This window comes from Marinobacter vinifirmus, assembly GCF_002258215.1.
Classification (GTDB): Bacteria; Pseudomonadota; Gammaproteobacteria; order Pseudomonadales; family Oleiphilaceae; genus Marinobacter; species Marinobacter vinifirmus.
This window is the reverse complement of the sequence record NZ_NEFY01000005.1, coordinates 200,186-225,912: the sequence shown is the minus strand read 5'-3', so window position 1 is coordinate 225,912 and position 25,727 is coordinate 200,186. Positions and strand designations below refer to the sequence as shown.

Genomic DNA, 25,727 nt, shown 5'->3' with positions numbered 1-25,727 from the left:
ATTATCAATGTCATGGAGGCCGACTATGTCTTCGCCCATCAAACAGGTTCCAACGCCGGATGCGACCGCGGCGAGCCCGGTATTCCAGTGCTGGCAACAGGGCTATGGCATAATCCGGCACTCTGAGACCACCGCTCGCCAGGTACAGGCGCTGGCACAGAAACTGGTGGCAGCAGGCCAACAGCCGGACGCCGACAGCGTATACCGCAAACTGATCGCCCTGGACCGGCTGACCAGCGCCGGCCTGTGGCTGGTGGTGCACATGACCTACTGCAACCGGGTGGATATTACCGGTGCCCCGCTGCAACCCAAGGACTTCAAAACCGCCCCGGAAGGCCATACCGGTGGCGCGCTCAACATGGTGCCGGCCTATGCCGCCTACCTGGCCCTGAACAACCTGACCGGACAAACCCGAAGCTGGCTGATGGGCCAGGGCCACTGCGTTGCTGCCGTAGACGCCATCAACGTTCTGACCGGCAACCTGCACCCGGAACAGAAAGCCCGGTACCAGGCCGCAGACGGCCTGTCCCGCCTGGCCTCGGATTTTTACAGCTACCGGCAAAAGCCCGATGGCTCCATGGCATCGCCCCTGGGCAGCCACGTTAATCCGCACACCGCCGGCGGCATTATTGAAGGCGGCTATCTGGGGTTCGCTGAGCTGCAGTACGCGCACATGCCGCTGCCCGATGAGTCCCTGGTCGCCTTCCTGTCTGACGGCGCCGCTGAAGAACAGCGCGGCAGTGACTGGATACCCCGCTGGTGGCGGGCGGAAGACTGCGGGCAGGTGCTGCCGGTGATGATCGCCAATGGTCGCCGCATTGAACAGCGCACCGAACTGGGTACCCGGGAAGGCCTGGAGCGCTTCGAACAGCACCTGGAAGCCCGTGGCTTTGCGCCTTTCCGCTTTGACGGCAAAGACCCGGCTGCCTTTGTCTGCGCCCTGTACGAGATGGAAACCGCGCTGGCCGCCAACGGCGAGGCAGCCAAAAAAGGCGAAACCGCGTATCCGGTGCAGATTCCCTACGGCATTGCTGAAACCGTCAAAGGCTTCGGCTTTTACGGCGCCGGCCAGAACAGCGCCCATAACCTGCCACTACCGGGCAACCCCCGGCTGGATACCCGGGCCAGGGATCTGTTCCAGGAGCACATTGCGCCCCTGTGGGTTGAACCGACCCATCTCCAGCAAGCCGTTGCCGAACTGAACGAACACGCCCTGCAACAGCGCCCGCTGGAGCGGGACCACGCCCTGGCCACCCGTAACCCGCCGGAACCTTCCATACCGGCCCTGCCCTGGGGCCAGAACCAGAGTTCGCCCATGTCGGCCGTCGACGAATTCTTCCGGGCACTGGTGGAGGACAACCCCGGGTTACGCCCCCGGGTGGGCAATCCTGACGAACTGGCTAGTAACCGCCTGACCGGTATCCTGGCTGACCTGAAACACCGGGTTAATGACCCGGAAAGCCGCCAGGAATCGATCCACGGCAAGGTCATCACCGCCCTGAATGAAGAGGCCGTGGTGTCTGCCTGCCTGGCCAACAAGGCCGGCCTGAACCTGGTCGCCAGCTACGAAGCCTTCTGCGTGAAAATGCTCGGCGCCATTCGCCAGGAGCTGATTTTCGCCCGGCACCAGAAAGAAGTGGGCCGGCCGGCCCGCTGGCTGGGCTTTCCGGTGATAGCCACTTCCCACACCTGGGAGAACGGCAAGAACGAACAGTCACACCAGGACACCACCTTCTGCGAAGCCATGCTGGGCGAGATGAGCGATGTTTCCCGGGTTCTGTTCCCGGCGGATTACAACAGCACCCTCGCAGTTCTGCCTTCGGTCTTTACTGAACGGGGCCGGATCAGCTGCATGGTGATCCCGAAGCGGGAGCGGCCCTGCGTGTTCAATGCCGGTGAGGCAGAAACCCTGGCCCGCCACGGCGCGCTGGTGGTCGACGAAGACACCTCCACCGGAGAAGAACCGATTCTGCTGATTGCCAGCGGGGCCTACCAGCTGTCTGAAGCCATCCGGGCCTGCGAGCGCCTGCGGGAAACCGGCACCGCGTTCCGGCTGGTGTACCTGCAGGAGCCCGGGCGCTTCCGCCAGCCCCGGGACCCGCACGAAGCCGCCTTCTGCCTGAACGAATTCGAGCGGGAGCGGTTGTTCCCCCATCGCCTGCAGCGGCGGGTTGCGCTCACCCATATGCGCCCGGAAGTATTCCGGGGCCATCTGCACAACCTGTTCCCCCAGCCGTCCCACACCCGGGTGCTGGGTTACGTCAACCGTGGCGGCACCCTGAACGAAAGCGGCATGCTGTTTGCCAATCACTGCTCCTGGGGCCACACCCTGGCAGCCTGCGCCGAGGTGTTGGACAAGCCCCCCGGAGCCTGGCTCTCCAGTGCCGAGCTGGCCGCCGTGGAAGGCCGGGGTGACCCCTCCGTGATTACCCGCGGGCTGCCCTGAAGCGCCGGCGGATTGCCGTTTCCAGCTCCAGCAGCACCAACACCGCGACACCGGCCAGACCACAAAACCCCGGAGCAGGGATTCGTCCCGTGGCCGCGGCGGCTGGTCCATCACGCCCGGCTCCGGCGGTTCGAAAGCCAGGGTCATGGCCAGCACCACCGAACTCACCATATTCACCCAGAGAATCTGCAGGGCGGATATGGGCAGCGCCAGCCCCAGCAGCAAGGCCGTGATCAGACTGATCGACTCGCCGCCGTTAATCGGCAGCATGAAGGCAATGCCCTTGCGCAAATTGGTGTAGACCGTACGGCCTTCCCGCACGGCGGCCACAATGCTGGCAAAGTTGTCGTCCAGCAAGACCACCGACGAAGCCTCCCGGGCCGCTTCCGAGCCTTTCACGCCCATGGCGATACCCACATCCGCCCGCTTCAGGGCCGGGGCATCGTTCACCCCGTCACCGGTCATAGCCACCACGCCATGCAGGGCCTGCAGGGCTGCCACCAGCCTCAGTTTGTGTTCTGGGCTGGTGCGGGCGAAAACATCCACTTCACCGGCCGCCTGCTGCAGCTGTTGCTCGTCCATGGCGTCCAGGTCCTTGCCGGTGAGCACCTTGTCGGTATTCCGCAACCCAAGCTTTCGGGCGATGGCTCCGGCGGTCAGGGCGTGGTCGCCGGTGATCATTTTTACCCGGATACCGGCACTGTGGCATTCTTCAATCGCCCGGATGGCTTCCTGCCGGGGCGGGTCCAGCAGGCCCACCACACCCAGCAGTTCAGCCCCCTGCTCCAGCTCTTCCACAACCAGCTCACGGCTGCCGGCTGTCACGGGCCGGCGAGCAATCGCCAGCACCCGCAGGCCTTCGGACGCCATCCCGGCAATGATGCCGTCCCATGCCGGGTGGTCAAGTTCAACCGGCTCACCGTTATCCGATAACTGGTGCGAACACATCCGCAGAATCCGCTCTGGCGCGCCTTTCAGGTAGGCCACCTCATGGCCATGATGATCATGGTGCAGGGTCGCCATAAAGCGGATATTGGTATCAAAGGGTACTTCATCGACCCTTGGCCAATCCCGGGCACTGGCTTCTACATCGAACTCCGCCTTGCTGGCAAACACCTTCAGCGCGGCTTCCATGGGGTCGCCATGAATCACGGCCCGGCCATCCCGGAGGCTGATACTGGCATCGTTGCACAGGGCCGCGGCCCGCGCCATTTCCGCCAGCGCCGGGCTGGCATCTACCGGAGCATCGTTGCGGCAAACTGCACCCTCAAAACTGTAGCCCTCGCCGGTGACATCGAAGCGCTGGCCACCGGCCACTGCGGCGGTCACCATCATTTCGTTACGGGTCAGGGTTCCGGTCTTGTCGGAACAGATCACCGACACCGCACCCAGGGTTTCAATGACCGGCATACGCCGGACTACGGCCTTGCGGCGAGCCATCTGGCGGACACCAATGGCCAGGGTAATGGTCAGAATCGCAGGCAGGCCCTCGGGAATGGCCGCAACGGTGAGCCCCACCACCGCCATGAACAGCTCCCGGAACTCCAGGCCGCTGAACGCCAGGCCGCCGAAGAAAATCGCCACCCCGGTCAGGATGACAATAATCGACAACACCCGGGCAAACCGGTCCATCTGCTCCAGCAAGGGCGTTTTCAGGGTGGTCGTGCTGGCCAGAAGGCGGGAAATCCGGCCAATCTCGGTACTGGCGCCGGTACGCACCACCACACCCCGGCCGGTTCCTGTGGCCACCATGGTGCCGGAAAAGGCCATACCGGTCTGGTCACCCAGGGCAGCCTCGGCCTCGACCGGCTCGGGGGTTTTATCCACCGCCTCGGATTCGCCGGTCAGGATGGCTTCTTCAATTTTCAGGTTGTGGCACTTTTCCAGGCGGATATCCGCCGGTACACGGTCACCCGGTTCCAGCAAAATGGTATCGCCCGGCACCAGTTCTGCTGCATCCACCTGGTGCTAGCCATCGTTCCGGACAACCCGGGCTTTCGGCGCCAGCATGTGCCGGATAGCCGACAGCGCCTGTTCGGCCCGCCCCTCCTGCAGAAAGCCGACCAGGGTCTGGATGACCACCACCGCCAGGATGACGCCGGCATCGACCCAGTGGCCGAGGGCACCGGTAATCACCACCGCGGTCATCAGCACATAGATCAGGAAATTCTTCAGTTGCCGGCCAGGGCGGGCAAGCGGGCCGGATGCGGCCGCTTCCGGCAAACGGTTGTAGCCCAGGGTGACCAGGCGTTCAGCAGCTTCGGCGTTGGATAATGGATGTTCGGCCTTCAGGCGTTCACGAGCCTCGGCGGCCGGCACAGGCCTTTGCCATTGGCACAGGTCAAATAAAAACGGGAGCCGAAGCTCCCGTAAACGATCCAAACGCAGGTGACATCCGGTTATCCGCTGATAAAGACCGGACCAACCCCCAGGTTCCACAGGATTACCGAGCCCACGCGGGTGGACACCAGGATCACCAGTGCGACCGTCAGCAAAGCGCCACCGTACATCACAGCACGCTCTTTCTCGATGCCCATCACAATGGGCAGACCGTCATACATTAACCAGGCGCCGTAACAGGCCGCAGCCAGGAACACCGCAGCGTTGAACCAGGGCACCGGATACAACAGGGCAAAGCCCGCCAGGAACAGGGGCGTACAGGAATAAGCCGCCAGGGCAATACCATTGGAAGGCACGTGCTCTTCCTTGGCCCCGTAAGTCTTCGCCATCCAGTTGATGGCATAGCCGAGGGCAAACACCCCCACCAGCATTGCCACGTAGGTCAGGACACTCAGTTGAACCGCACTGATTTCCGTAAGCTTGATCAGCCGCTCGCTACCCACAGACCAGCCGAAGTGTGCTGTTGAAATATAGGCGCAGATGGGAGCAATAGCCGCCAGAATGGCGATGTAAGCGATATAGAGCCTGGTTGGATTTTCGTGTTCCTTTCTGATGGATACCCACTCCTGGTCAGGGTGAGTAAAGAGACCGAACGCATGTGACAGGAGCATAGACCACCCCGCATTGTTGCTGTTGTTGGTATGGGGATATACGGCGCCTGAACCAGTTCAGACTTACAACCGTTCCTGTACTTAACTATAGTCAAGAATACCGGTGGTAAAAGCCGGCTTTGATGCTATTTTGTTCAAAGCCCGCCGTTATCATACCCTTTAGTTCTTGATGAACAGGAGCAGGAACAGCCATGAAACCACGTTTGAACAAGCACTCACTCGCCGCCCTTACCCTGGCCATTGCCAGCCTCAACGCACAGGCCGAGCTTCGCACCGAGACCGTGGAATACACGCTCGATGGCCAGGTCTTCAGCGGCTATCTGGCCTGGGATGATGAAGCCGAAGGCAAAAGGCCCGGAATCCTGCTGGTACACGAATGGTGGGGCCACAACGACTTTGTCCGGGAACAGGCAGAACAGCTGGCGGCCGCCGGTTACACCGCCTTTGCCCTGGACATGTATGGCGAAGGCAAGCTGGCCGAGCATCCGGATACCGCCCAGGAGTTCATGAAACAGGCCACCCGGGATATGGAGCAGGTAAAAGCCCGCTTTATCAAGGCAAAGGAGCTGTTACAGAACCACGAATCGGTGGATGCTGACAAGATTGCCGCCCAGGGCTACTGCTTTGGCGGTGCCGTGGTGCTCAATATGGCACGGATGGGCGTCGACCTTGATGGCGTGGTGAGCTATCACGGCGCCCTGGCCAGCCCTCTGCAGGCCGAAGCCGGCAAAGTGACCGCACGGGTACAGGTGTATACCGGCGGCGCCGACCCGATGGTGCCCTCAGAACAGGTGGCAGGCCTGGTTCAGGAAATGCAGGATGCCGAGGTGGACCTGACGCTGGTGAGCTTCCCGGGGGTCAAGCACTCCTTCACCAATCCGGGTGCGGATGCCTTTGCCGAAAAGTTCGGTATGCCGGTTGGCTACGACGAGGATGCCGCCCGCCGTTCCTGGGATGGCACCCTGCTGTTCTACCAGGAGCTGTTCGGCAGCTGATCCGACAAACCGGGCAGGCACAAAAAAAGGCAGCCTTGGCTGCCTTTTTTTGATGTTACTGAATCCTCAAGGATTACAGGGCAACAACGTTCTCCGCCTGAGGACCTTTCTGGCCCTGAGTTACGGTGAACTCAACCTGCTGACCTTCGGCCAGGGTCTTGAAACCAGAGCCTTGGATGGCGCTGTAGTGAACAAATACGTCCGGGCCGCCTTCACGAGTGATAAAGCCAAAGCCTTTTGCTTCGTTGAAGAACTTAACAGTACCGGTAACAGTAGACATACGTAAACTTCCTGAAATCAATCATTTTATCTGCTGCCACACACCATTCTGGTGCTGGTCAGCGTGTTACGGAAAAACTGAACTCGCGGAATCAAAAACAGGACGGCACTACTAACTGCGGAGGTACGTCTTATTCATGAACTGCTTTGCTAATCTTTCCTTCAGGATTCACTCTACTCCTGAATTTCCGGCTTGCCAAGGGTAAATTCAATAATTTATGTAGGTAGTGATACCAAGGCCGGAGCGGTCATCCGCAACCGTCTTTATCCCCTGAACAGGGTGAAGGTCCAGAAGCCCAGGGCGGTCATCAGGATGGAACCAATCACGTGGGCCAGGATGCCGGTGAGGGCCACCGCCCACTTGCCTTCCTGCATGGCGGCAAACATTTCCAGGGAAAAGGCCGAGAAGGTCGTCAGCGCACCGCACAGGCCCGTTACGGCGAACAGCCGCCACTCCGGAGCCAGCGAACTGCTGTGGGTAAAGAAGCCCATCAGCAGTCCGATCAGCCAGCCACCACTGAGGTTGGCCACCAGGGTGCCCCAGGGAATGGCATGGTAACTGGCATTCAGCCACAGGCTCAGGGCCCAACGCAGGTTGGCGCCGATCACGGCGCCAACACTGACAGCAACTACCGACAGCCACATATCAGCGGCCTGCTTCAGGCCGGATTGTGGTCAATGAGGGTGTCCTTGTTGCGGGCGAACTCGTCGAACGGGAAATCGTCGACGGTCAGCATTTCCAGCACCAGCGCCTCATACTCGCGCATGAAATCGGCCTCTTCCTGGCTGAAAATACCCGCTTCCAGGGCCGCCTCGAACCGTTCTTCCGGATGCAGGGCTGTCATGGGCAACTCGCCCTTGGCGTAGGCCTTGGTAGCTTTGCGGTACAACTGCTCTGCCTTGCCATAGTCCTTGAGCAGGCTGTTGTACTGAGCCAGCGGATTGGCCACATCACCCTCACTTGCCGTTGTCCACGCACTTTCTGTCAGCTTGCTGCGCACCGGCGTATCCGTGCTGATGCTGTTGGCCAGTTTGCGGGTAAGCTCGTCGCCCGGCTCAGCCCAGCGACGGCCCAGCGGCAGGGTTACCGCCCGCAACGCCATGGCGGCCGGCCGGTTGGGCAGGTTCTTCAGGAATTCGTCCAGGGCTTTCTCGGTACGATGCAGCAGCAGGGTCATGCTGTATTGCATCAGTTCCTTCTCGCCATCCACCGGCTGGGTTTCATACCAGTTCTTGAGCACCATGGAGGCCAGGTACAGGTTGGCCAGCATGTCGCCGAGGCGCGCGGAAATCAGCTCACGCATTTTCAGCTCTCCGCCAAGGGTGGTCATGGCCGCGTCGGCACACAAGCCGAAGGCAGAACTGAAGCGGGCAAGGGCCTGGGCATAGGGCCGCGACGCGCTGTCAAACGGCACGTCCGCCTTGCCGATACCCAGGGCCTGGGTGAAAGCGCGGGCAGCGTTGCCGAAGATCAGGCCGGCGTGGCCGAAGAAGGCTTCATCGAAGGCCTTGATGTCATCGTTATCCTTGGCCGCCAGTTCCTTGAGTACATAGGGATGGCAGCGAATGGCGCCCTGGCCGAAGATCATCAGGCTGCGGGTCATGATATTCGCGCCTTCCACGGTGATCGACACCGCAGCACCACTGTAACCGATACCCAGATAGTTGCGCGGCCCCAGGGTAACCGTCTTGCCGCCGTGCACATCCATGGCATCGGTGAGGATGTCACGCTGGAACTCGGTCAGGTGGTACTTGAGAATGGCCGACGGCACCGCCGGCTTTTCGCCCTGGTCGATCATGTTGGCGGTATGGTTGACCGCAGACTGGGCAATGTAGGTCTTGGCAGCAATCCGCGCCAGCGGGGCCTGGACACCTTCCATCTCTGCCACCGGGGTGTTGAACTGGCGACGGATACGGGTGAAGCCACCGGCCGTGCCCACGGCATAGGCAGCCGCACCGGCAGCACCGGACGGCAGGGTGATACAACGGCCAACTGACAGGCACTCAACCAGCATGCGCCAGCCCTGACCGGCCATTTCCTGGCCACCGATGATGTAGTCCAGTGGAATGAACACGTCCTTGCCCTTGATCGGGCCGTTCATGAACGGCGAGCCAATGGGGCAATGGCGACGGCCGATTTCCATGCCATCGGTGTCCCGGGGAATCAGCGCACAGGTGATGCCATAATCCCTGGTCTCGCCCAGCAGGCCATCCGGGTCGAACATCCGGAACGCCAGGCCCACCACCGTGGCCACCGGCGCCAGGGTAATCCAGCGCTTCTCGAAATTCAGGCGGATGCCCAACACTTCCTTGCCGTCCACTTCCTGTTTGCACACGATACCCGTGTCCGGCAGGGAGGTGGCGTCGGAGCCCGCGCGCGGGCCGGTCAGGCCGAAACAGGGTACTTCCCGGCCATCCGCCAGGCGCGGCAGATAATAGTCTTTCTGCTCCTGGGTGCCGTATTTGACCAGCAGTTCGCCCGGGCCGAGGGAGTTGGGCACGCCCACGGTCACCATCAGCATTTCATTGGCGGCCAGTTTCTGCAGTACCGCCGTCTGGGCCTTGGCCGAGAAACCCAGGCCACCGTATTCCTTCGGAATGATCATGCCGAAGAATTTTTCCTGCTTCAGGAAATCCCACAGTTCCTTGGGCAGGTCAGCCCGCTCTACCGCCAGGTCCCAGGCATTGCACATGGAAATCGCCTGGGTGCACTGGTTATCCACAAAGGCCTGTTCCTCATCGCTCAGGCCGGTATGACGGTTGATCAGCAGGTTGTGCCAGTCCGGGCGGCCGGTGAACAGCTCGCCGTCCCAGCCTACGGTGCCAGCCTCCAGGGCCACCTTTTCAGTGTCGGAAACCTTCGGCGCCACCTTCTTGAACATGGCGAACACCCGGGGGGTCAGCCAGTTCATGCGGAACTGGGGCAAACCGGCAGCGGCCGTGGCTGCCGCACCCAGGAACAGAAGCAGGGTCAGCCAGCCGGAGGCCATAAACAGGGACAGCACACCCACCACCAGCATCACGCCGATGGCCGGCTTGGCACCGGACTCCCGGCGCATCACAAACAGCAGGCCGGCCAGTGCTACCAGAAACAGAATCAAAGTCATCGCAAGTTCTCTCTGTCTTCCATGGATTAGAGCCTCCGGCACGCAGCCGGAGCCACTTCGCTAACACTTCGTTACGTTCAACTTACCCTAACAGATGCCTGTATTCCAGATAACACACCGGATTCAGACAGTTAGGGGCCTCAGGATGTGACAATCACCCGGATTCCCTCCAGCGCCAGGCTGGCATGGCCCACCGCCTCGCGGGCGGCTTCCAGCTGTTTGCGCAGGAAGTCGATTTCCTCATCGCGAATAGCCGGGTTTACTTTCTGCAGGGCTTCAAGGCGGCGGATTTCCGGTACAAAGCCCGCTTCCACCTGCGCCAGCGCCTTTTCCTGCAGTGGTTCGAGGTTCGGTTCGGCCAGCCGCTCGGCATGGTCCACCATGGTTTCCACTTCTGCCCGGACCTTGGGCACGATGGCCTGGGCGGTCCGGCGGCGGATGTTGGAACACAGCTCGTTCAGCCGGTCATGGGGCAGGGCCTTGGACAGATCCCGGCCGTTGACGTCTACCACCAGGCGCAGCGGCGAAACCGGCAGGTAGCGGGTCAGCTGCAGGGCTTCCGGGGCCGGACAATGCACGGCGAACACCGCTTCCAGCAGCAGGGTGCCCGGTGGCAGGGCCTTGACCGACAGGTTGGCCAGTGCCGCCTTGCCGAGGCCGGAACTGGTTACCGAATCCATCACCCCGGTCACGATCGGGTGCTCCCAGCTCATGAACGCCATGTCTTCCCGCTGCAGTGCCTGCTCCCGCTCCCAGGTCACGGTCAGCCCGTCTTCCGGCAATTCCGCCACATGGCCGGCCTGGTATTGCTCTCCGGGCTTGAGGACGTCGGCGTGTTCGCTGTGGTCTTCCACATCAACGCCCAGAATGTCGAACGCCTGCACCAGGTAATCCCGCACCCGGGCAGAGCCCTCTTCTTTCTCGATCTCGGCGATCAGCGCATTGGCTTCTTCACGGCGACAGGAGTTCAGCTCGATCAAGGCATCCCGGCCGTTATGCAGCAAGGTTTTCAGGCGCCGGGTCTCTGCGGCGCTGTCCGCCAGCAGCGGCTCGATGACACTGTCATCACCGTCCAGGGCTTTCTGCCAGTTGTCCACCACGTGTTCGTGCACCGCGACACCCACCGCGCAGCTCTCGGCAAAGGCGTTCAGGCCTTCATGGAACCAGCGGTACTGCAGCTCCTGGCTGGTGCCCTGCAGGTAAGGGATATGAATCCTGATGGCTTCGGTCTGGCCAATGCGATCCAGCCGGCCAATGCGCTGTTCCAGCAGGTCCGGGTTCTCCGGCAGGTCAAACAGCACCAGGTGATGGGCGAACTGGAAGTTGCGGCCCTCGCTGCCAATCTCGGAACAGATCAGCGCCTGGGCGCCCTGCTCGGTGTCGGCGAAGTAGGCGGCAGCCCGGTCCCGCTCCAGCAGGCTCAGGTGCTCATGAAAGGCAGCACTGCGGATACCGGCCCGCAGCTGCAGGTAATGTTCCAGCGCCATGGCGGTGTCGGCCCGGGCACAGATGACCACCACCTTGGCCGGGCGCAGGCTGGCCAGTTTCTTTTCCAGCCAGGCCACGCGGGGGTCATCGGCCAGCCATTGCTCTTCCGGGGCCGACTGCTCCGGCGCCAGGCCGGTTTTGCCGTGACGCACCTCTTCATAGAGTTCCGGGCACGGCAACGGCTCCGGCAGCGGCTGGCGTTCGGGGAAGCCCTGAATGGCCGCACGGGTATTGCGGAACAGTACCCGGCCGGTGCCGTGGCGATCCAGCAGGGCATCAATCACGGCATGATGGGCGTTGTCGCTGGCCAGCAACTCGTCCAGTTCACTGCCAAGCCAGTCAGACAAGGCGGCCTTGTCGTCCTCGGCGATGGTGTCCGGGTTTTCCTGAAGCCGCCGCACCACCTGGTTGATACGCTCATACTGCTGCTCTTCCTGCCGGAAAGTGTCCAGGTTATGGAACCGGGCCGGGTCCAGCAGGCGCAGCCGGGCAAAGTGACTGGCAATCCCGACCTGTTCCGGGGTGGCCGTCAGCAACAGCAAGCCCTTGCTGGCCCCAGACAGGCTTTCCACCACTTCATACTCGGGGCTGGCCTGCTCCGGCGACCAGGCCAGGTGGTGCGCTTCATCCACTACCATCAGGTCCCAGCCGGCGGCGAGGGCATGGTTCCTGGCCTTTTCGCTGCGCACCAGGAAGTCCAGGCTGCACAGCACCAGCTGGTCCGCCTCGAACGGGTTAACACCGTCATCGTCGTCACCGAAGATGTGGTTTACCAGGGCATCGACATCATCTTCCTGTGCCTTGAGGTCGTCGTAGCGGCCCTGGTCGACGATGGAAAAACGCAGGTTGAAGCGGCGCAGCATTTCCACCAGCCACTGGTGAATCAGCGAATCCGGCACCACAATCAGGGCCCGGCGGGCGCGGCCGGTGTGCAGCTGGTAATGCAGGATCAGGCCGGCTTCGATGGTTTTGCCCAGGCCCACCTCATCGGCCAGCAGTACCCGGGGCGCGTGGCGGCGGGCCACTTCGTGGGCAATATAGAGCTGGTGCGGCAAATGCTGGGTACGGGCGCCAATCAGCCCCTGGGCCGGCGAGGCCCGCAGGCGATCCATGTGTTCCAGGGTCGACACCCGCAACCGGAAGGCTCCGTTACGGTCGAACTGGCCGGCAAACAGGCGCTGGTGCGGGGCAGAAAAATTCACCGAACCGGCCAGCTTCACTTCCGAAACCTGGTGGATATTTTCGCCATCGTCGGCGTGGTACAGCAGAACGCCGTTCAGGTCCTCCACGGCGCGCACAATGTATTTCTCGCCTTCGAAAGTCTCTATTTCCTCACCCATCTGGTACACAATCCTCGACAGGGGAGCATTATCGATGGCGTAGGTGCGCTCCTCATCGGCCGCGGGAAAGCCCAATGTGACCCTGCGCCCGGAAATGTCGGTAACAATTCCCAGACCCAAAGCGGTATCGCTGTGGCTTACCCAACGCTGACCAATGACAAATTCCGATGTTTCCAAGAAACCTCCGCTGACTGAATTACTGTTGATTTGAATCGTTTTCACGCACCCAGAACGCGGTCGCACCGCACACGGCCGCCGGCACCACCACCAGGTTGAGCACAGGCACCATGGCCGCAAGGGCCACCGGCAGGCCGAAGCCCAGGGCAGAAAGCCGGCTGGCTGCCAGGTCTTTTCTTAATTTCGGGAAGCTGACCCGGTGGTTATCGGCCGGGAAATCCACATATTGCAGGGCCATCATCCAGCTGTTGAACAGGAACCAGAGCACCGCCGCCACCAGGTTGACGACCGGAATCAGGCCGATAATAAACAGGCCCAGCGCCCGGGGCAGGTAATAGGCAATTTTCTGGACTTCCCGCCACAGCGCCCGGGGAATGTCCTTGATAATGGCAGCCCAGCTGCCATCCGTGCTGACTTCCTGGCCGGTGAGGTGTTTTTCGGTCAACTCGGCCAGGTAACCATAAAAAGGAGAGCCGATCAGGTTGGCAACGATCACGAAGCCGTAGGCCAGCATCAGCAGGATAACCACGCCGTAGAGCAGCCAGAACAACCAATCGAGCGCTTGCAGCCAGGCCCAGTCGGGCAGCCAGGCCATGGCACCGGCGATCATCAGGGAAAACATCTCGGCCAGGAAATAGAACATCAGCCCGAACAGGATGACGTTGATCACAACAGGAATGATCACGAACAGCCTCAGGCCGGGCTGGCGAATCAGCCTGAAGCCCTCCCCCAGGTAGCCCAGTCCGCGAAAAAAGTTTCCTTTGAGCATTGCTGGTGGTCCTCCGCTGCCATGACAATAACGGGGCGCAAAGCATATCATGTCAGCCTCGTTCCCACAGCACGCAACCACCTTCGGATTACCCTATGACGCGACTCTGGCCAACCATCCGGCATATTCTTCACATGCGCCGCCTGTGGCAGGCCGTGTTGCTGGTGTCGGTTGTCGCCATTCTGTACCTGGCCACCACCAGCAGCAGCTACCCGATTCCGTCGTCCGATAATGACAAGGTCAATCACCTGATTGCCTTTATCGAGCTGACCATCGTTACCCGGCTGGCCTGGCCGCGCCTGAGCGCCTTCTGGTATGCCCCGGCACTACTGGGTTTCGGGCTGCTGCTGGAGGTGGTCCAGGCCAATCTGCCCTACCGGGATTTTTCCCTGGCCGATGTGCTGGCAGACAGCCTGGGGATTGCCATCGGCATGCTGCCCTGGCCCGGCACACGCAGGCCGCGCGAAATGGATTTGAGAGATTCGCCTGAATCCTTGTAAGAGATATCTCACAAACCTGTAGGAACTTTCAGTGTCTTCACGTACGAAGACGCAGCCCGGCCCATAGCCACTTCCCGCAGGGCCATGAATTCAAAGAAAAAACTATTAACGTGATAGTTGAAGCCCGCAAATAGTGTGCGCCGGTCACACGTTTGTCAGATTGGCCTTGGTATAGTGGGAACCGTCAAGGATGACAGGGAAAAGGACGACGCACTGGATGCACCCCTGCAGGGACTGTGGGGAGAGGCAAGGACACAGGGATGCCTCGCTTAAGGGATAACGATTTGGATTGCCGGCTCGGACGCTGGCCATCAGGGAAAGACGCAAGGATTACGGCAACATGGCGGTTGCCCCGAGTGCACGGACGCACCACTTGTTCCGACTGTGAACTGCCCGGGATGGCGGTTCAAACCTGTTAAAGGGCAGCCCTTGAGCTGCCCTTTGTTTTTTCTGCCGTAGAAAATTCTCAGCCTGCACCTTCCGCCAGGTAGATACGCACCCTGTTGAACTCCTCGAATTCGTTCAGGTCTGGCCAGGTCCTGGCTTCAATCACCGTTTGCAGCTGATAAGCCGGGTTACCGAGATCCCGAACCCGCGAATCTGCCAGCAAAACCCGGCTTGCTGCCGCCCGGAACGCCTCCAGCAACGGCCGGTTGTCAGGGTCATAAAGCACATCGGCCGCGGTGACCAGGTCCAGGGATTCCGGCCGCGCCGCCCAGTCGTCACAAAGCTCCACCTGCACACCGTTAAGCCGGGCATTGGCTGCGGCAGCATCCAGCGCTGCCGGATCGATATCGCAGGCAATGGCACGGGCCGCACCCGCCCGCGCCGCAGCCACGGCAACCACGCCGGAGCCTGAGCCGAAATCCAGTACCGCTTTGCCGGCCACCAGCTCCGGATGCTGCAAAATCCAGCTGGCCAGCACCTGGCCGCTGGCCCAGCAGAATGACCAGTACGCCGGCTCTGCTACCACGGCCTGGGCTTCATCATGGCTCAGGGGACCTTCCAGTACCGAGGGATCAAACAGGTACAAGGGGAGGTCCGGGCAACCTGCCGGTGCCGATGCGGCCACACGGCCACGGCTCAGGGTCTTGCGCAGGTGCTGGTTCAGGTGTTCCGGGGTCATTGCTGGCTCTCTCGGCAGTCCAAACCGCCATTGTACCTCTGGCCGGGATGCCCGGAAATCGGCACTCCGGTATACTGCCGCCCTACCCAGAACAACAGCGATCCGTTGACATGGCAAGCAGACCCGATACCAGCGATTACCTCAACCTGTTCCTGAGCGACGTTCCCCTGATGGACGTTCGCGCCCCGGTGGAGTTCAGCAAAGGCAGTTTTCCCAACGCCGAGAACGCGCCCCTGATGAACGACGGGGAACGCCACCGGGTGGGCATCTGCTACAAGGAAAAGGGCCAGGACAAGGCCATCGAGCTGGGCCACCAACTGGTCGCCGGTGATGTAAAAGCCCAGCGTATCGAAGCCTGGAAGCGTTTCGTAGCCCGCCACCCGGACGGCTACCTGTTCTGTTTTCGGGGTGGGTTACGCTCCCGTCTGACCCAGCAATGGATCAAGGACGCCGGCATTGATTACCCGCTGGTGAAAGGTGGCTACAAGGCCTTGCGACGCTTTCTGATCGACAGCCTGGACCAGCTGATCGACAGCGAAGACTTCCGCATTCTCAGCGGCCGCACCGGCACCGGCAAAACCCGGGTACTGATGGACCTTCCCAACCCGGTCGACCTGGAGGGCCTGGCCAACCACCGGGGCTCCAGCTTCGGCCGGCAAGTCACCCCGCAGCCGTCCCAGATCGATTTCGAAAACCACCTGGCGGTTGCCATGCTCAAGGCACACCACCAGGTAGGCGGGCCGGTGTACCTGGAAGACGAAAGCCGGCTGATCGGCCGCTGCGCGCTACCGGAACACTTCCGGGCCCGCATGAGCGAATCGCCGCTGCTGATCCTGGAACAGCCCATGGCAGAGCGTGTCGATATTATCCGCACCGACTATGTGGAACACATGCTGGCCGACTACATCGGCCGGGATGACGAAGAAGCCGGCTGGCTGAACTTCCGGGACTACCTGCTGAGCGCCATCGACCGTATCCGGAAACGCCTGGGCGGGGCGCGCCACCAGGAACTTCGCGCCTTGATGGAGCAGGCCCTGGAGCAACAGGAACGCACCGGCGACACCAGCGGCCACCATCTCTGGATCGAAGCCCTGCTCACCGATTACTACGACCCCATGTACGATTACCAGCTGAGCCAGAAACAGGGCCGGATCCTGGTGCGGGGCGGCCCCGATGAAATCACGGCATATGCCAGAGAGCATCACAATCCGTATAACTAACCGCTGCGTACCAACACTTTCTGACGCTGACATTTAATATGTCTGCTATATACTCTTTGTCAGATAAATATTGTGCTGGCAATCATTTGTCGGGTTTTCGCCACCTCAGAAAATACTAACGATCAAGGAGCTTCTATATGGAAGACATCATAAGTAACGGACAAGCGTCTGAATGGATTGACCAGGGCATCGCACTGGTTATGGCCTACGCCCCGAAAGTAGTACTGGCCATCATCACCCTCATTGTCGGCCTGTGGCTGATCAATCGTTTTGTCGGCGTGCTGGACAACAAACTGGGCAAGAAAGACCCCACCCTCAACAAGTTCCTGTGCGGCCTGATCGGCGCCATTCTGAAGATCCTGCTGCTGGTTTCCGTAGCTTCCATGGTCGGTATTGCCACCACCTCCTTCGTCGCCATTATCGGTGCCGCCGGCCTGGCCGTGGGCCTGGCCCTGCAAGGCAGCCTGGGCAACTTTGCCGGTGGCGTACTGATCCTGATCTTCAAGCCGTTCAAGGTGGGCGATGCCATCGAAGCTCAGGGTTTCCTGGGTTCGGTGCGTGAAATCAGCATCCTGTACACCATCATCGACACCTTCGATAACCGTCGCGTGGTGATCCCGAACGGCCAGCTGTCCAACGCCAGCCTGACCAACATGAGCGTGTATGAAACCCGTCGTTGCGACATGACCTTCGGCATCGGCTACAGCGACGACATCGACAAGGCCAAGGCGATCTGCAAGCGCCTGATCGAAGAAGACGAACGCGCCCTGAAAGACCCGGCTCCGCTGATCGTAGTGGGTGGCCTGGGCGAAAGCTCTGTCGACCTGACCGTACGGGCCTGGACCAAGGCCGGCGACCTGTGGCCGTTCTACTGGGACATGCAGGAACGTGTGAAGAAAGCGTTCGACGCCGAGGGTATCTCCATCCCTTTCCCGCAGCGCGACGTGCATATGTACAAGGCTGACTGACCGGAAGCCTGTCACACAGACACAACCGGTTATTCGCAAACTGCAGATCCTGCGCTAAGCTGTCGGTAAGACGGGAGGTCACCCCGTCTTACCGGAGCCTGGCCCGGGATTGGCAGACGGCTCTGCAACACTGTCCATGTTGTCAGGAGGTTGTGAACATGCCGGTACAGCAGTTAAAAGATTACCTGGACAAGGCCAATGTGGAATACATGTGCCTGTCCCACCCTCCCGCCTTTACTGCCCAACAACTCGCCCACCACGTGAAGATTGCCGGTGACCGTGTGGTTAAAACCGTGATCATCGAACTCGATGGCAAGATGGCCATGCTGGTGATGCCCGCCACCTGGCGCGTGCGCTGGGACAGACTGTCCCGCATTCTCGACACCGACTTTGTGGAACTGGCAGACGAACAGGAATTCCAGGACAGTTTCCCGGATTGCGAAGTGGGCGCCATGCCACCGTTCGGCAACCTGTTCGGAATGACGGTTTATTGCGCCGAAGTACTCACCGAACAGCCCGAACTGGCATTTGCCGCCGGCAGCCACACCGAATCCACCCACATGAAAACCCGGGATTTCCTCAACCTGGTGCAACCCATGGTGATCAATCAAGGCTTCACCCGCCCGGGCACCCAGAAACCGGCCTGGCTACTGAAAAACCGCAAACGACCGGAACCCCGGGAGGAAACCCTGCTGGCCGGATACTGAAACCTGCCGGATTGACCCCGGTCGCTTGTCTGGCGCCCGGCATCGCGTAAACTGATGCCAACAGACAGGAACCGGATATGAACCAAGCATTTGACATCATTATCGTGGGCGCCGGCATGGTCGGCGCCGCACTTGCCACCGGCCTTGGTCAGCAAGGCATCCGTGTGGCCCTGATCGACAAAGCCGAACCCAGCGCCTTCGATGCCTCCAGTGCCCCGGATATCCGGGTGTCGGCCCTGAGTGCCGGCAGCGAACGCTACCTGGACAGCCTGGGAGCCTGGCATTCCATCCTGGCCATGCGCGCCACACCCTATCGCCGCCTTGCGGTGTGGGACGAAACCCCCAACCCCCTGAGCCGACTGCTGCCACCCTCCCTGACCGAAGTGGAATTCAGTGCCGAACAGCTCGGTGCCCGCCACCTGGGTCACATTGTGGAAAACAGCATCACCCAGCAGGCGCTCTGGCAGACCGCTGAGGCCGAGCCGGAAGTAACCCTGATAACCGGCCGCAGCGTTCAGGACCTGGCACAGGATCAACGGCTGGCCCGGGTCACCCTAGATGATGGCAGCCAGCTGGAAGCACAGTTGGTCATCGGTGCCGACGGCGCCATGTCACGGGTTCGTGACCTGGCCGGTATCGGCGTTACCCGCGATCAATACGACCAGCAGGCCATGGTGATTTCCGTGCGCTACCGGGGCGGCGTGGAAGACATCACCTGGCAGGGCTTCTACCCCAGCGGCCCGCGGGCCTTTTTACCCCTGCACAGTGCCGGCGAACAGTTGCCCGGTGAATGCTGGGGCTCGCTGGTATGGTATGACCACCCGGCCAGGCTGGCGCAGCTCAAGGCCATGGATGAGCCAGCACTGATGGCCGAGATCCAGAAGCATTTCCCGGCCCGCCTGCCGGAGCTGACCCATATCGATGCCCGAGCCAGCTTTCCCATTGCCCGCCAGCACGCCAGGCACTATTACCTGAACCGGGTGGTACTGGCCGGCGACGCCGCCCATACCATCAACCCGCTGGCCGGCCAGGGCGTAAACCTGGGTTTCCAGGATGCCCAGTGCCTGCAGGGTTTACTGAAGGAAGCCCGGCGCGGCGGTGACGACCTCGCCTGCGAACGCTGGCTGGCCCTGTACGAACAGCAACGCCGGCCCGCCAACCAGCGCATGATGCTGGCCATGGACCTGTTCTACCACCTGTTCAGCAACGCCATACCGCCGGTACACCTTGTCCGTAACCTGGGCCTGGGCGCCGCCCGCGCCCTGCCCTTTGCCCGCAACCGCGTCGCCCGCTACGCCATGGGGCTGGACGACAAACTGCCCGCACCGCTTCAACAAATGGTCAATCGTCTGCCGGGTCTCGGCAGTCTATAGTGGTCAACTTGCACGCTTAACAACGAACAGGGAGTTTTCATGTCGGAAACCATCTTCACCAAAATCATCAACCGGGAAATCCCGGCGGACATCGTCTATGAAGACGACCTCAGCCTCGCCTTCAGGGACATCAATCCCCAGGCACCGGTACACCTGCTGATCATCCCGAAAAAGGCGATTGCGACCATCAACGACATTGAAGAAGGCGACCGGGAAGTGGTGGGACACCTGTACTGGGTAGCCGGAAAACTGGCCAGAGACATGGGATTTGCCGAAGACGGCTACCGGGTGGTGATGAACTGCGGAGAGAATGCCGGGCAGACCGTGTTCCACATCCATTTGCACCTGCTGGCCGGCAAGCCACTGGGCTGGCCGCCTTACACTGACAAGATGAAGCAGGCCTGACTTTTCCTGCTTCTGGTTTTGGAGTAAGCAAGCGGGCTGGTATGGCTGTTTGGGACACGCTCAAGGCATCCATGCTCGCTTAGCTTTGGCCATCCATGGCCAAAGATAGTCCCAAACAGCCATACCAGCCCGCGTGCCCGAAGCTTGGGAGGTAGGCTGACAGACTAAAACACGATTTTGGTGAAAACAGCTCTGAAGTCAGGTCGGCCGATGTGCGGTGCGGCCCGCCCCTACCGCCCCACTACCCGCTCTGCTTCTTCCATCGGCGAATGGCGAATATCCTCACCCTTGGCCATGAAAATGACGTGCTCAGCGATGTTACAGGCGTGGTCACCAATGCGCTCGAGTGCGCGCAGTACCCACATCACCATCATGCAACGGGTGATATTGCGGGTATCTTCCATCATGAAGGTCAGCAAGGCCCGGGCCGCAGCCTGGTACTCTTCGTCAACCTGCTTGTCTTCTTTCATGATGCGCAGGGCCTGCTCGGAATCCAGCCGGGCAAAGGCATCCAGGGCATCATGCAGCATGCTGAGCACGTGGGTGCCGATGTGGCGGATTTCCACGTAACCCCGGGGAGCCTGGCCTTCTTCGGTCAGCTTGATGGCCATCTTGGCAATTTTCTTGGCTTCGTCACCCACACGTTCCAGGTCCGCCACCATCTTGATCACGGAAATCACCAGTCGCAGGTCCCGGGCTGTCGGTTGCCGGCGGGCGATGACCAGGATGGCTTCTTCATCCAGGTCCATTTCCATCTTGTCGACCAGCTTGTCGCCAAGGCGGACTTTTTCCGCCAGCTGGCCGTCACTGTCAACCAGTGACTGGATAGCCTGCTCCACCTGGCTTTCCACCATGCCCCCCATGTTCAGGAACTGGGTTTTCAGCTCGTTAAGTTCATCGTTGAACTTACCGGAGATATGATCTCCGTATACATCATCCTTTCTGTTCGGCATTTTCTTTGTCTCCAAGGTTCCCGGGCCTGATTAACCAAAACGACCGGTGATGTAGGATTCGGTCAGTTCGTGGTCCGGCGAAGTAAATACTTTGTCGGTTTCGTTCACTTCCACCAGGTGGCCCAGATGGAAGTACGCCGTGCGGTTGGATACCCGGGCGGCCTGCTGCATCGAGTGGGTTACGATCACAATGGTGTAGCTCTCGGACATTTCCGCGATCAGCTCTTCCACCTTGGCGGTAGCGATCGGGTCCAGCGCTGAACAGGGCTCGTCCATCAGGATCACTTCGGGGCTGACGGCAATGGCCCGGGCAATACACAGACGCTGCTGCTGACCGCCGGACATGCCGGTGGCAGTAGCATCCAGGCGGTCTTTTACCTCGTTCCACAGGCCAGCCTTGCGCAGGCTGTCTTCCACGATATCGTCCAGGTCGGACTTACGATTGGCCAGGCCGTGAATACGCGGGCCATAGGCCACGTTGTCGTAGATCGACTTGGGGAACGGGTTCGGCTTCTGGAATACCATGCCAACCCGGGCCCGCAGCTCAACCACGTCACGCTTGGGGTCATAGATGTTCTGGTCATCCAGCATCAACTCGCCTTTCACGCTACAGATATCGATGCTGTCGTTCATCCGGTTCAGGCAGCGCAGGAAGGTGGACTTGCCGCACCCGGACGGGCCGATAAAGGCAATCACTTCGTTGCGGGCAATATCCAGGCTGATTTTCTTGATGGCCCGGCTTTCGCCGTAAAACACCTCAACATCCCGCAGCTTGAACTTCGGGTCGTCGGCGTAGGGGCTGCCAACGGTAACCCCTTCCTGGATGATCGTCTCTGCCGGGCGCTCGTCCTGTACGGGAACAGCGGGCGCCTCGGTGGTTTCGTTGTTGCTGGTTACTGTCGAATTCATAGTGTTCATGGTTTAACTCCTTACCACCGGCGCTCAAGACGTTTACGGAGCCAGATGGCCAATGCGTTCATGGTGATCATAAAGCTCAGCAGGATCATGATTCCGGCAGAGGCAAGTTCAACAAAGCCCTGCTCGGCACTGCTGGCCCAGAGGTAAATCTGTACCGGGAGCACAGTGGCGGAACTGAAGAAACCGTCAGGAATCTCCACGATGAATGCCACCATACCGATCAGCAGCAGCGGTGCTGTCTCCCCCAGTGCCTGGGCCATGCCGATGATCGAACCGGTCATCATGCCGGGCATGGCCAGGGGCACCACATGGTGCAGCACCACCTGCATTTTCGAGGCGCCGATGCCTTCCGCCGCTTCACGGATAGAGGGCGGCACACTCTTGATGGCCGCACGGCTGGAAATGATGATGGTGGGCAGGGTCATCAGCGCCAGCACCAGGCCACCCAATACCGGTACGGAGCGCGGCAAGCCGAACACCCCGATAAACACCGCCAGGCCCAACAGGCCGAAGATGATCGACGGTACCGCCGCCAGGTTGTTGATGTTGACTTCGATAAAATCGGTGAACTTGTTCTGGGGCGCAAATTCCTCCAGGTACACCGCTGCCGCAACCCCCATCGGGAAGGCAATCACCAGGGTAACCACCATGGTCAGCAGGGAGCCGACAATGGCGCCCAGAATACCGGCATTGGACGGCTCCCGGGAATCGCCCCGGCTGAAGAACACATCGTTGAAACCGGTGTCTACCACGCCCTTCTGAACCAGCTCATCCACCCAGCGCTGCTGCTGTTCCGACAAACGGATGCTGTAGGCCGGATTGTCGGCATGTTTCACATAGACCGACACCGTGTCGTGCACCAGGAACTCCATGGTCTGGGTAGTACCCAACAATTCCGGCTGCCGGGCCAGCAGGTCCTTGATCTGGTTGCTGGCATAGCTACCCGCCAACCGGCTCAGCTCCCGAAGGTCCTTACGCTCCTCCACCTCGGGAAAATGCTTCTGCAGAGCCGTTATAATGGGCGCCTGGAAGTCCGCCATGGACATCTGGTCTTTGTCAGACGCGTCATCCAGGTACATCTGCTCGCCATCAAGCACCACCTCAAGGGTCATGGTGGTCTTGATAAAGCCGGTGTAGCCCTTGCCGATGATGTCGGTAAACAGTACCACCAGGGACAACAAGGCGATAGCGATGGCGGTCATGCCGTAGAGCCGGAACCGGCGCTCCTTGCGGTACCGCCGCTTGAGTGACTGGCGGACAATCTCCGCCTGTGAACGTTGATCAGTCATACTGTTCCCTATACTTGCGGACAATCTTCAGGGCAACCACGTTGAGGGCCAGGGTTACGATGAACAGCATCATGCCCAGGGCAAACGCGGCCAGGGTCTTGGCGCTGTCGAATTCCTGGTCACCGGTCAGCAGGGTGACAATCTGCACCGTAACCGTGGTGACGGAATCCAGCGGATTGGCCGTCAGGTTGGCTGCCAGGCCTGCTGCCATCACCACAATCATGGTTTCACCGATGGCCCGGGAAGCCGCCAGCAGGATGCCGCCCATAATGCCCGGCAGGGCCGCGGGGAAAATCACGTTCTTCATGGTTTCTGACTGGGTGGCACCCAGTGCCAGGGAACCGTCCCGCAGGGTCTGGGGTACGGCGTTGATCACGTCGTCAGACAACGATGAAACAAACGGAATAATCATGACACCCATCACCAGGCCCGCCGCCAGCGCGCTCTGGGATGAGGCTTCAAGGCCGATACGTTCAGCCAGGTCCCGTATGAACGGGGCAACCGTAAGGGCCGCAAAAAAGCCGTATACCACGGTTGGGACACCTGCCAGCATTTCCAGCAGCGGCTTGATCACCGCCCGGGCCGGCCTGGTTGCGTACTCAGACAGGTACACCGCAGACAGCAACCCCACAGGTACCGCTACCAGCAGCGCAATGGCCGAAATCAGCAGGGTGCCGGTGAACAGCGGGATGATACCGAAAGCACCGTCTGAACCTACCTGGTCGGCACGCAGGGCAGTCTGGGGGCTCCAGGACGTGCCGAACAGAAACTCGGTAATGGGAACCTTGCCGAAGAACCGGAAGGTTTCAAAAATCACGGAAAAGACAATACCGACGGTGGTCAACACGGCAACCGCCGCACAGACAAAGAAAATCCACCGCAAGGTGCGCTCCACGTTTTCGCGGGCGTTGATGTGGGGTTGTACCCGGGTCCAGGCATAGGCAGCGCCCAGTACCGCAAGAAGAATCACCAGCGTGGCCTTGAAGCTGGCACTGCGCTGTTTGAGGGCGTCCAGAAGGTCCGCCGCACCCACCACTTCCGGGGGTACAAACTGCGGATCCAGCTTGCCGGCTGCCACGTTGTTGATCTGCGAAAGGATAAGGCTCGCCTGCCCGTCAGACTCAGGTGCAAGTTCTGCCGGCAACGAAGCCACCACATAGTTCTGGATAACCTTGCCTTCAAAACCCGCCCACAGCGCCAGGACAATCAGCGCAGGGATCGCGCACCACAAAGCGGCACGGGCCGCGTAGTAAAAGGGCAGCGCCTTCAGATTGCGAATACCGCCGATGGGCTCGGCTACCGCGCGCGAGCGCATGTAGGACAAACCATAGGCGATGACGGCAATCACCAGGATCAGAGGCAACAGATTGGCCGTTTGCATAACGTTCTCTGTATCGTGTAAATGTTGAGTTAAAGCCAGCTCAACGTTTTTATTATTGTGCCAGTTTAGCGGCTGTTTTATTCATCTGGTTGTAACAAAAGAACGCGAACCTCCCCGGCCCGCGTTCTTTGTCGTCGTCCCTGACTACCCGGAGCTGCTTACAGCTCGTTGCCGGTCATCGGCTTCAGGTTGCGCACATTCTTGGCCACTTCCATGCGGGTGTTGCGCGGGTTCGGAATCAGACCTACGTCGACCAGGTAGCCGTTGTCGCCCCAGGCGCCTTCAGTGGTGAATTCCTCGGCATATTCCTTGATACCCGGAACCACACCTACGTGGGCGTTCTTGATGTAGAAGAACAGGGAGCGGGCAACCGGGTAATCTTCATCAGCGATAGTTTCCGGAGTCGGCTCAACGCCACCGATGGTCGCGGCCTGGATCTGGCTGCTGTTTTCCATCAGGAAGCTGTAGCCGAAGATACCCAGGGTGTCCTTGTCCTGCGCCAGACGCTGAACGATCAGGTTGTCGTTTTCACCAGCCTCAACGAACGGGCCATCTTCACGCATGCTGTGGCACACGCTCTTCATGTCTTTCTTTTCCATCGCTTTGATGAAATCGAAGGTCTTGCAGCCACCTTCCATAGCGATTTCAACGAAGGCATCACGGGTACCGGAAGTCGGAGGGGGACCCATCACGCTGATTTCCAGGTTCGGCAGGCTGGAGTCAATGTCACTCCACTTCTGGTAGGGGTTGGCCACCAGCTTATCGCCACCCTTGGGATCAGGCACTTCCTTGGCCAGGGCCAGGAACACCTGCTTAAGGCTCAGATCCAACTTCTCAGCGTCTTTGGAGTTGGCGATAACGATACCGTCAGCACCGATTTTCACTTCGGTGATTTCCTTCACGCCATTGCTCTGGCACAGCTCGAACTCGCTCTTCTTCATGCGACGGGAAGCGTTAGTGATGTCCGGGTGCTGGGTACCGATACCGGCACAGAACAGCTTCAGACCACCGCCGGAACCGGTAGATTCCAGTTTCGGAGTCGGGAAGTCGGTGTTACGGCCAAAACGCTCGGCAACTACAGTGGCGAACGGATAAACAGTGGAAGAACCGACGACATTGACGGTATCACGGGCCATGGCCGGGGTGGACACGGCGGCAATGCTGCCCGCCAGGGCAACAGAAGCGATTGCAGCTTTCAATTTCATCACGTTATGTCTCCAGTATCGGTGGACGTTATGTTGGTATCTGCTTTACCGATGAGTGCATCCTAGGGAG

The 25,727-nt window shown here is 60.4% G+C and carries 21 protein-coding genes and 1 pseudogene; 8 read left to right on the top strand and 14 right to left on the bottom strand.

Features of this window, described 5'->3' with window-relative positions; genetic code table 11:
• Window positions 1-25 precede the first annotated feature (25 nt).
• A complete protein-coding gene (locus B9Q17_RS08840; RefSeq protein ID WP_094624929.1) occupies window positions 26-2,446 on the top strand; it encodes a phosphoketolase Xfp in 2,421 nt (806 codons plus the stop codon).
• Window positions 2,447-2,512: 66 nt separating this feature from the next.
• Here B9Q17_RS08840 and B9Q17_RS08835 read toward each other — a convergent pair.
• From B9Q17_RS08835 to B9Q17_RS08830, 3 genes and pseudogenes are all read right to left on the bottom strand, one after another.
• Window positions 2,513-4,390: pseudogene (locus tag B9Q17_RS08835) on the bottom strand (cation-translocating P-type ATPase); the annotation flags it as partial.
• Window positions 4,391-4,414: 24 nt separating this feature from the next.
• A complete protein-coding gene (locus B9Q17_RS18370; RefSeq protein ID WP_244177350.1) occupies window positions 4,415-4,828 on the bottom strand; it encodes a cation-transporting P-type ATPase in 414 nt (137 codons plus the stop codon).
• A gap of 17 nt (window positions 4,829-4,845) precedes the next feature.
• Window positions 4,846-5,457, bottom strand: coding sequence for a Yip1 family protein (locus tag B9Q17_RS08830; protein ID WP_094624928.1), 612 nt, complete (start codon window positions 5,455-5,457; stop codon window positions 4,846-4,848).
• A 191-nt stretch (window positions 5,458-5,648) separates the two neighbouring features.
• On the opposite strand from B9Q17_RS08830, the gene B9Q17_RS08825 reads away from it, so the two are divergent.
• A complete protein-coding gene (locus tag B9Q17_RS08825) occupies window positions 5,649-6,452 on the top strand; it encodes a dienelactone hydrolase family protein (protein ID WP_094624926.1) in 804 nt (267 codons plus the stop codon).
• Between the two features lie 73 nt (window positions 6,453-6,525).
• On the opposite strand, the gene B9Q17_RS08820 is transcribed toward B9Q17_RS08825, so the two are convergent.
• The 5 genes from B9Q17_RS08820 to cysZ form a co-directional block, all read right to left on the bottom strand.
• Entirely contained in the window at window positions 6,526-6,732 is a 207-nt protein-coding gene (locus B9Q17_RS08820; protein WP_008939715.1) for a cold-shock protein, read from the bottom strand.
• 263 nt (window positions 6,733-6,995) lie between these two features.
• Window positions 6,996-7,376 carry a fluoride efflux transporter CrcB gene (gene crcB, locus B9Q17_RS08815; protein WP_094624925.1) on the bottom strand — a complete coding sequence of 127 codons (381 nt, stop codon included), beginning with the start codon at window positions 7,374-7,376 and terminating at the stop codon, window positions 6,996-6,998.
• A 14-nt stretch (window positions 7,377-7,390) separates the two neighbouring features.
• The gene (locus tag B9Q17_RS08810; RefSeq protein ID WP_094624923.1) at window positions 7,391-9,838 is read right to left on the bottom strand and encodes an acyl-CoA dehydrogenase; all 2,448 of its coding nucleotides are present in this window, start codon (window positions 9,836-9,838) and stop codon (window positions 7,391-7,393) included.
• A gap of 140 nt (window positions 9,839-9,978) precedes the next feature.
• Entirely contained in the window at window positions 9,979-12,843 is a 2,865-nt protein-coding gene (rapA, locus tag B9Q17_RS08805; protein WP_094624921.1) for an RNA polymerase-associated protein RapA, read from the bottom strand.
• A 19-nt stretch (window positions 12,844-12,862) separates the two neighbouring features.
• Entirely contained in the window at window positions 12,863-13,612 is a 750-nt protein-coding gene (gene cysZ / locus B9Q17_RS08800; protein ID WP_022988506.1) for a sulfate transporter CysZ, read from the bottom strand.
• Between the two features lie 95 nt (window positions 13,613-13,707).
• Here cysZ and B9Q17_RS08795 point away from each other — a divergent pair, with 95 nt between their 5' ends.
• Window positions 13,708-14,112: a VanZ family protein gene (locus B9Q17_RS08795; protein WP_036219163.1), complete on the top strand. Its 405-nt coding sequence runs from the start codon at window positions 13,708-13,710 to the stop codon at window positions 14,110-14,112.
• 466 nt (window positions 14,113-14,578) lie between these two features.
• On the opposite strand, the gene B9Q17_RS08790 is transcribed toward B9Q17_RS08795, so the two are convergent.
• Window positions 14,579-15,238: a 50S ribosomal protein L11 methyltransferase gene (locus tag B9Q17_RS08790; protein ID WP_094624920.1), complete on the bottom strand. Its 660-nt coding sequence runs from the start codon at window positions 15,236-15,238 to the stop codon at window positions 14,579-14,581.
• A 110-nt stretch (window positions 15,239-15,348) separates the two neighbouring features.
• On the opposite strand from B9Q17_RS08790, the gene mnmH reads away from it, so the two are divergent.
• The 5 genes from mnmH (at window position 15,349) to B9Q17_RS08765 (ending at window position 19,911) form a co-directional block, all read left to right on the top strand.
• On the top strand, window positions 15,349-16,458 hold the full coding sequence (gene mnmH / locus B9Q17_RS08785) for a tRNA 2-selenouridine(34) synthase MnmH (protein WP_094624919.1): 1,110 nt from the start codon (window positions 15,349-15,351) through the stop codon (window positions 16,456-16,458).
• 137 nt (window positions 16,459-16,595) lie between these two features.
• Window positions 16,596-17,426: a mechanosensitive ion channel family protein gene (locus B9Q17_RS08780; protein ID WP_058342001.1), complete on the top strand. Its 831-nt coding sequence runs from the start codon at window positions 16,596-16,598 to the stop codon at window positions 17,424-17,426.
• Between the two features lie 158 nt (window positions 17,427-17,584).
• Window positions 17,585-18,133, top strand: coding sequence for an aminoacyl-tRNA deacylase (locus B9Q17_RS08775; protein WP_094624918.1), 549 nt, complete (start codon window positions 17,585-17,587; stop codon window positions 18,131-18,133).
• A gap of 77 nt (window positions 18,134-18,210) precedes the next feature.
• On the top strand, window positions 18,211-19,506 hold the full coding sequence (locus tag B9Q17_RS08770; protein WP_094624917.1) for an FAD-dependent oxidoreductase: 1,296 nt from the start codon (window positions 18,211-18,213) through the stop codon (window positions 19,504-19,506).
• Between the two features lie 39 nt (window positions 19,507-19,545).
• Entirely contained in the window at window positions 19,546-19,911 is a 366-nt protein-coding gene (locus tag B9Q17_RS08765) for a histidine triad nucleotide-binding protein (protein ID WP_022988513.1), read from the top strand.
• A 230-nt stretch (window positions 19,912-20,141) separates the two neighbouring features.
• On the opposite strand, the gene phoU is transcribed toward B9Q17_RS08765, so the two are convergent.
• The 5 genes from phoU to B9Q17_RS08740 all read right to left on the bottom strand — a co-directional run bounded on the left by phoU (window position 20,142) and on the right by B9Q17_RS08740 (window position 25,657).
• Entirely contained in the window at window positions 20,142-20,864 is a 723-nt protein-coding gene (phoU, locus tag B9Q17_RS08760) for a phosphate signaling complex protein PhoU (RefSeq protein WP_058342005.1), read from the bottom strand.
• 30 nt (window positions 20,865-20,894) lie between these two features.
• A complete protein-coding gene (pstB, locus tag B9Q17_RS08755; protein WP_094624916.1) occupies window positions 20,895-21,782 on the bottom strand; it encodes a phosphate ABC transporter ATP-binding protein PstB in 888 nt (295 codons plus the stop codon).
• An 11-nt stretch (window positions 21,783-21,793) separates the two neighbouring features.
• Window positions 21,794-23,071 carry a phosphate ABC transporter permease PstA gene (pstA, locus tag B9Q17_RS08750; protein ID WP_094624915.1) on the bottom strand — a complete coding sequence of 426 codons (1,278 nt, stop codon included), beginning with the start codon at window positions 23,069-23,071 and terminating at the stop codon, window positions 21,794-21,796.
• Complete coding sequence (pstC, locus tag B9Q17_RS08745) at window positions 23,064-24,452, bottom strand: phosphate ABC transporter permease subunit PstC (RefSeq protein ID WP_094624914.1); 1,389 nt, start codon at window positions 24,450-24,452, stop codon at window positions 23,064-23,066. Before pstC ends, pstA begins: the two co-directional genes overlap by 8 nt.
• A gap of 158 nt (window positions 24,453-24,610) precedes the next feature.
• Window positions 24,611-25,657, bottom strand: a complete 1,047-nt coding sequence (locus tag B9Q17_RS08740; protein ID WP_269802465.1) for a substrate-binding domain-containing protein — start codon at window positions 25,655-25,657, stop codon at window positions 24,611-24,613.
• Window positions 25,658-25,727 lie beyond the last annotated feature (70 nt).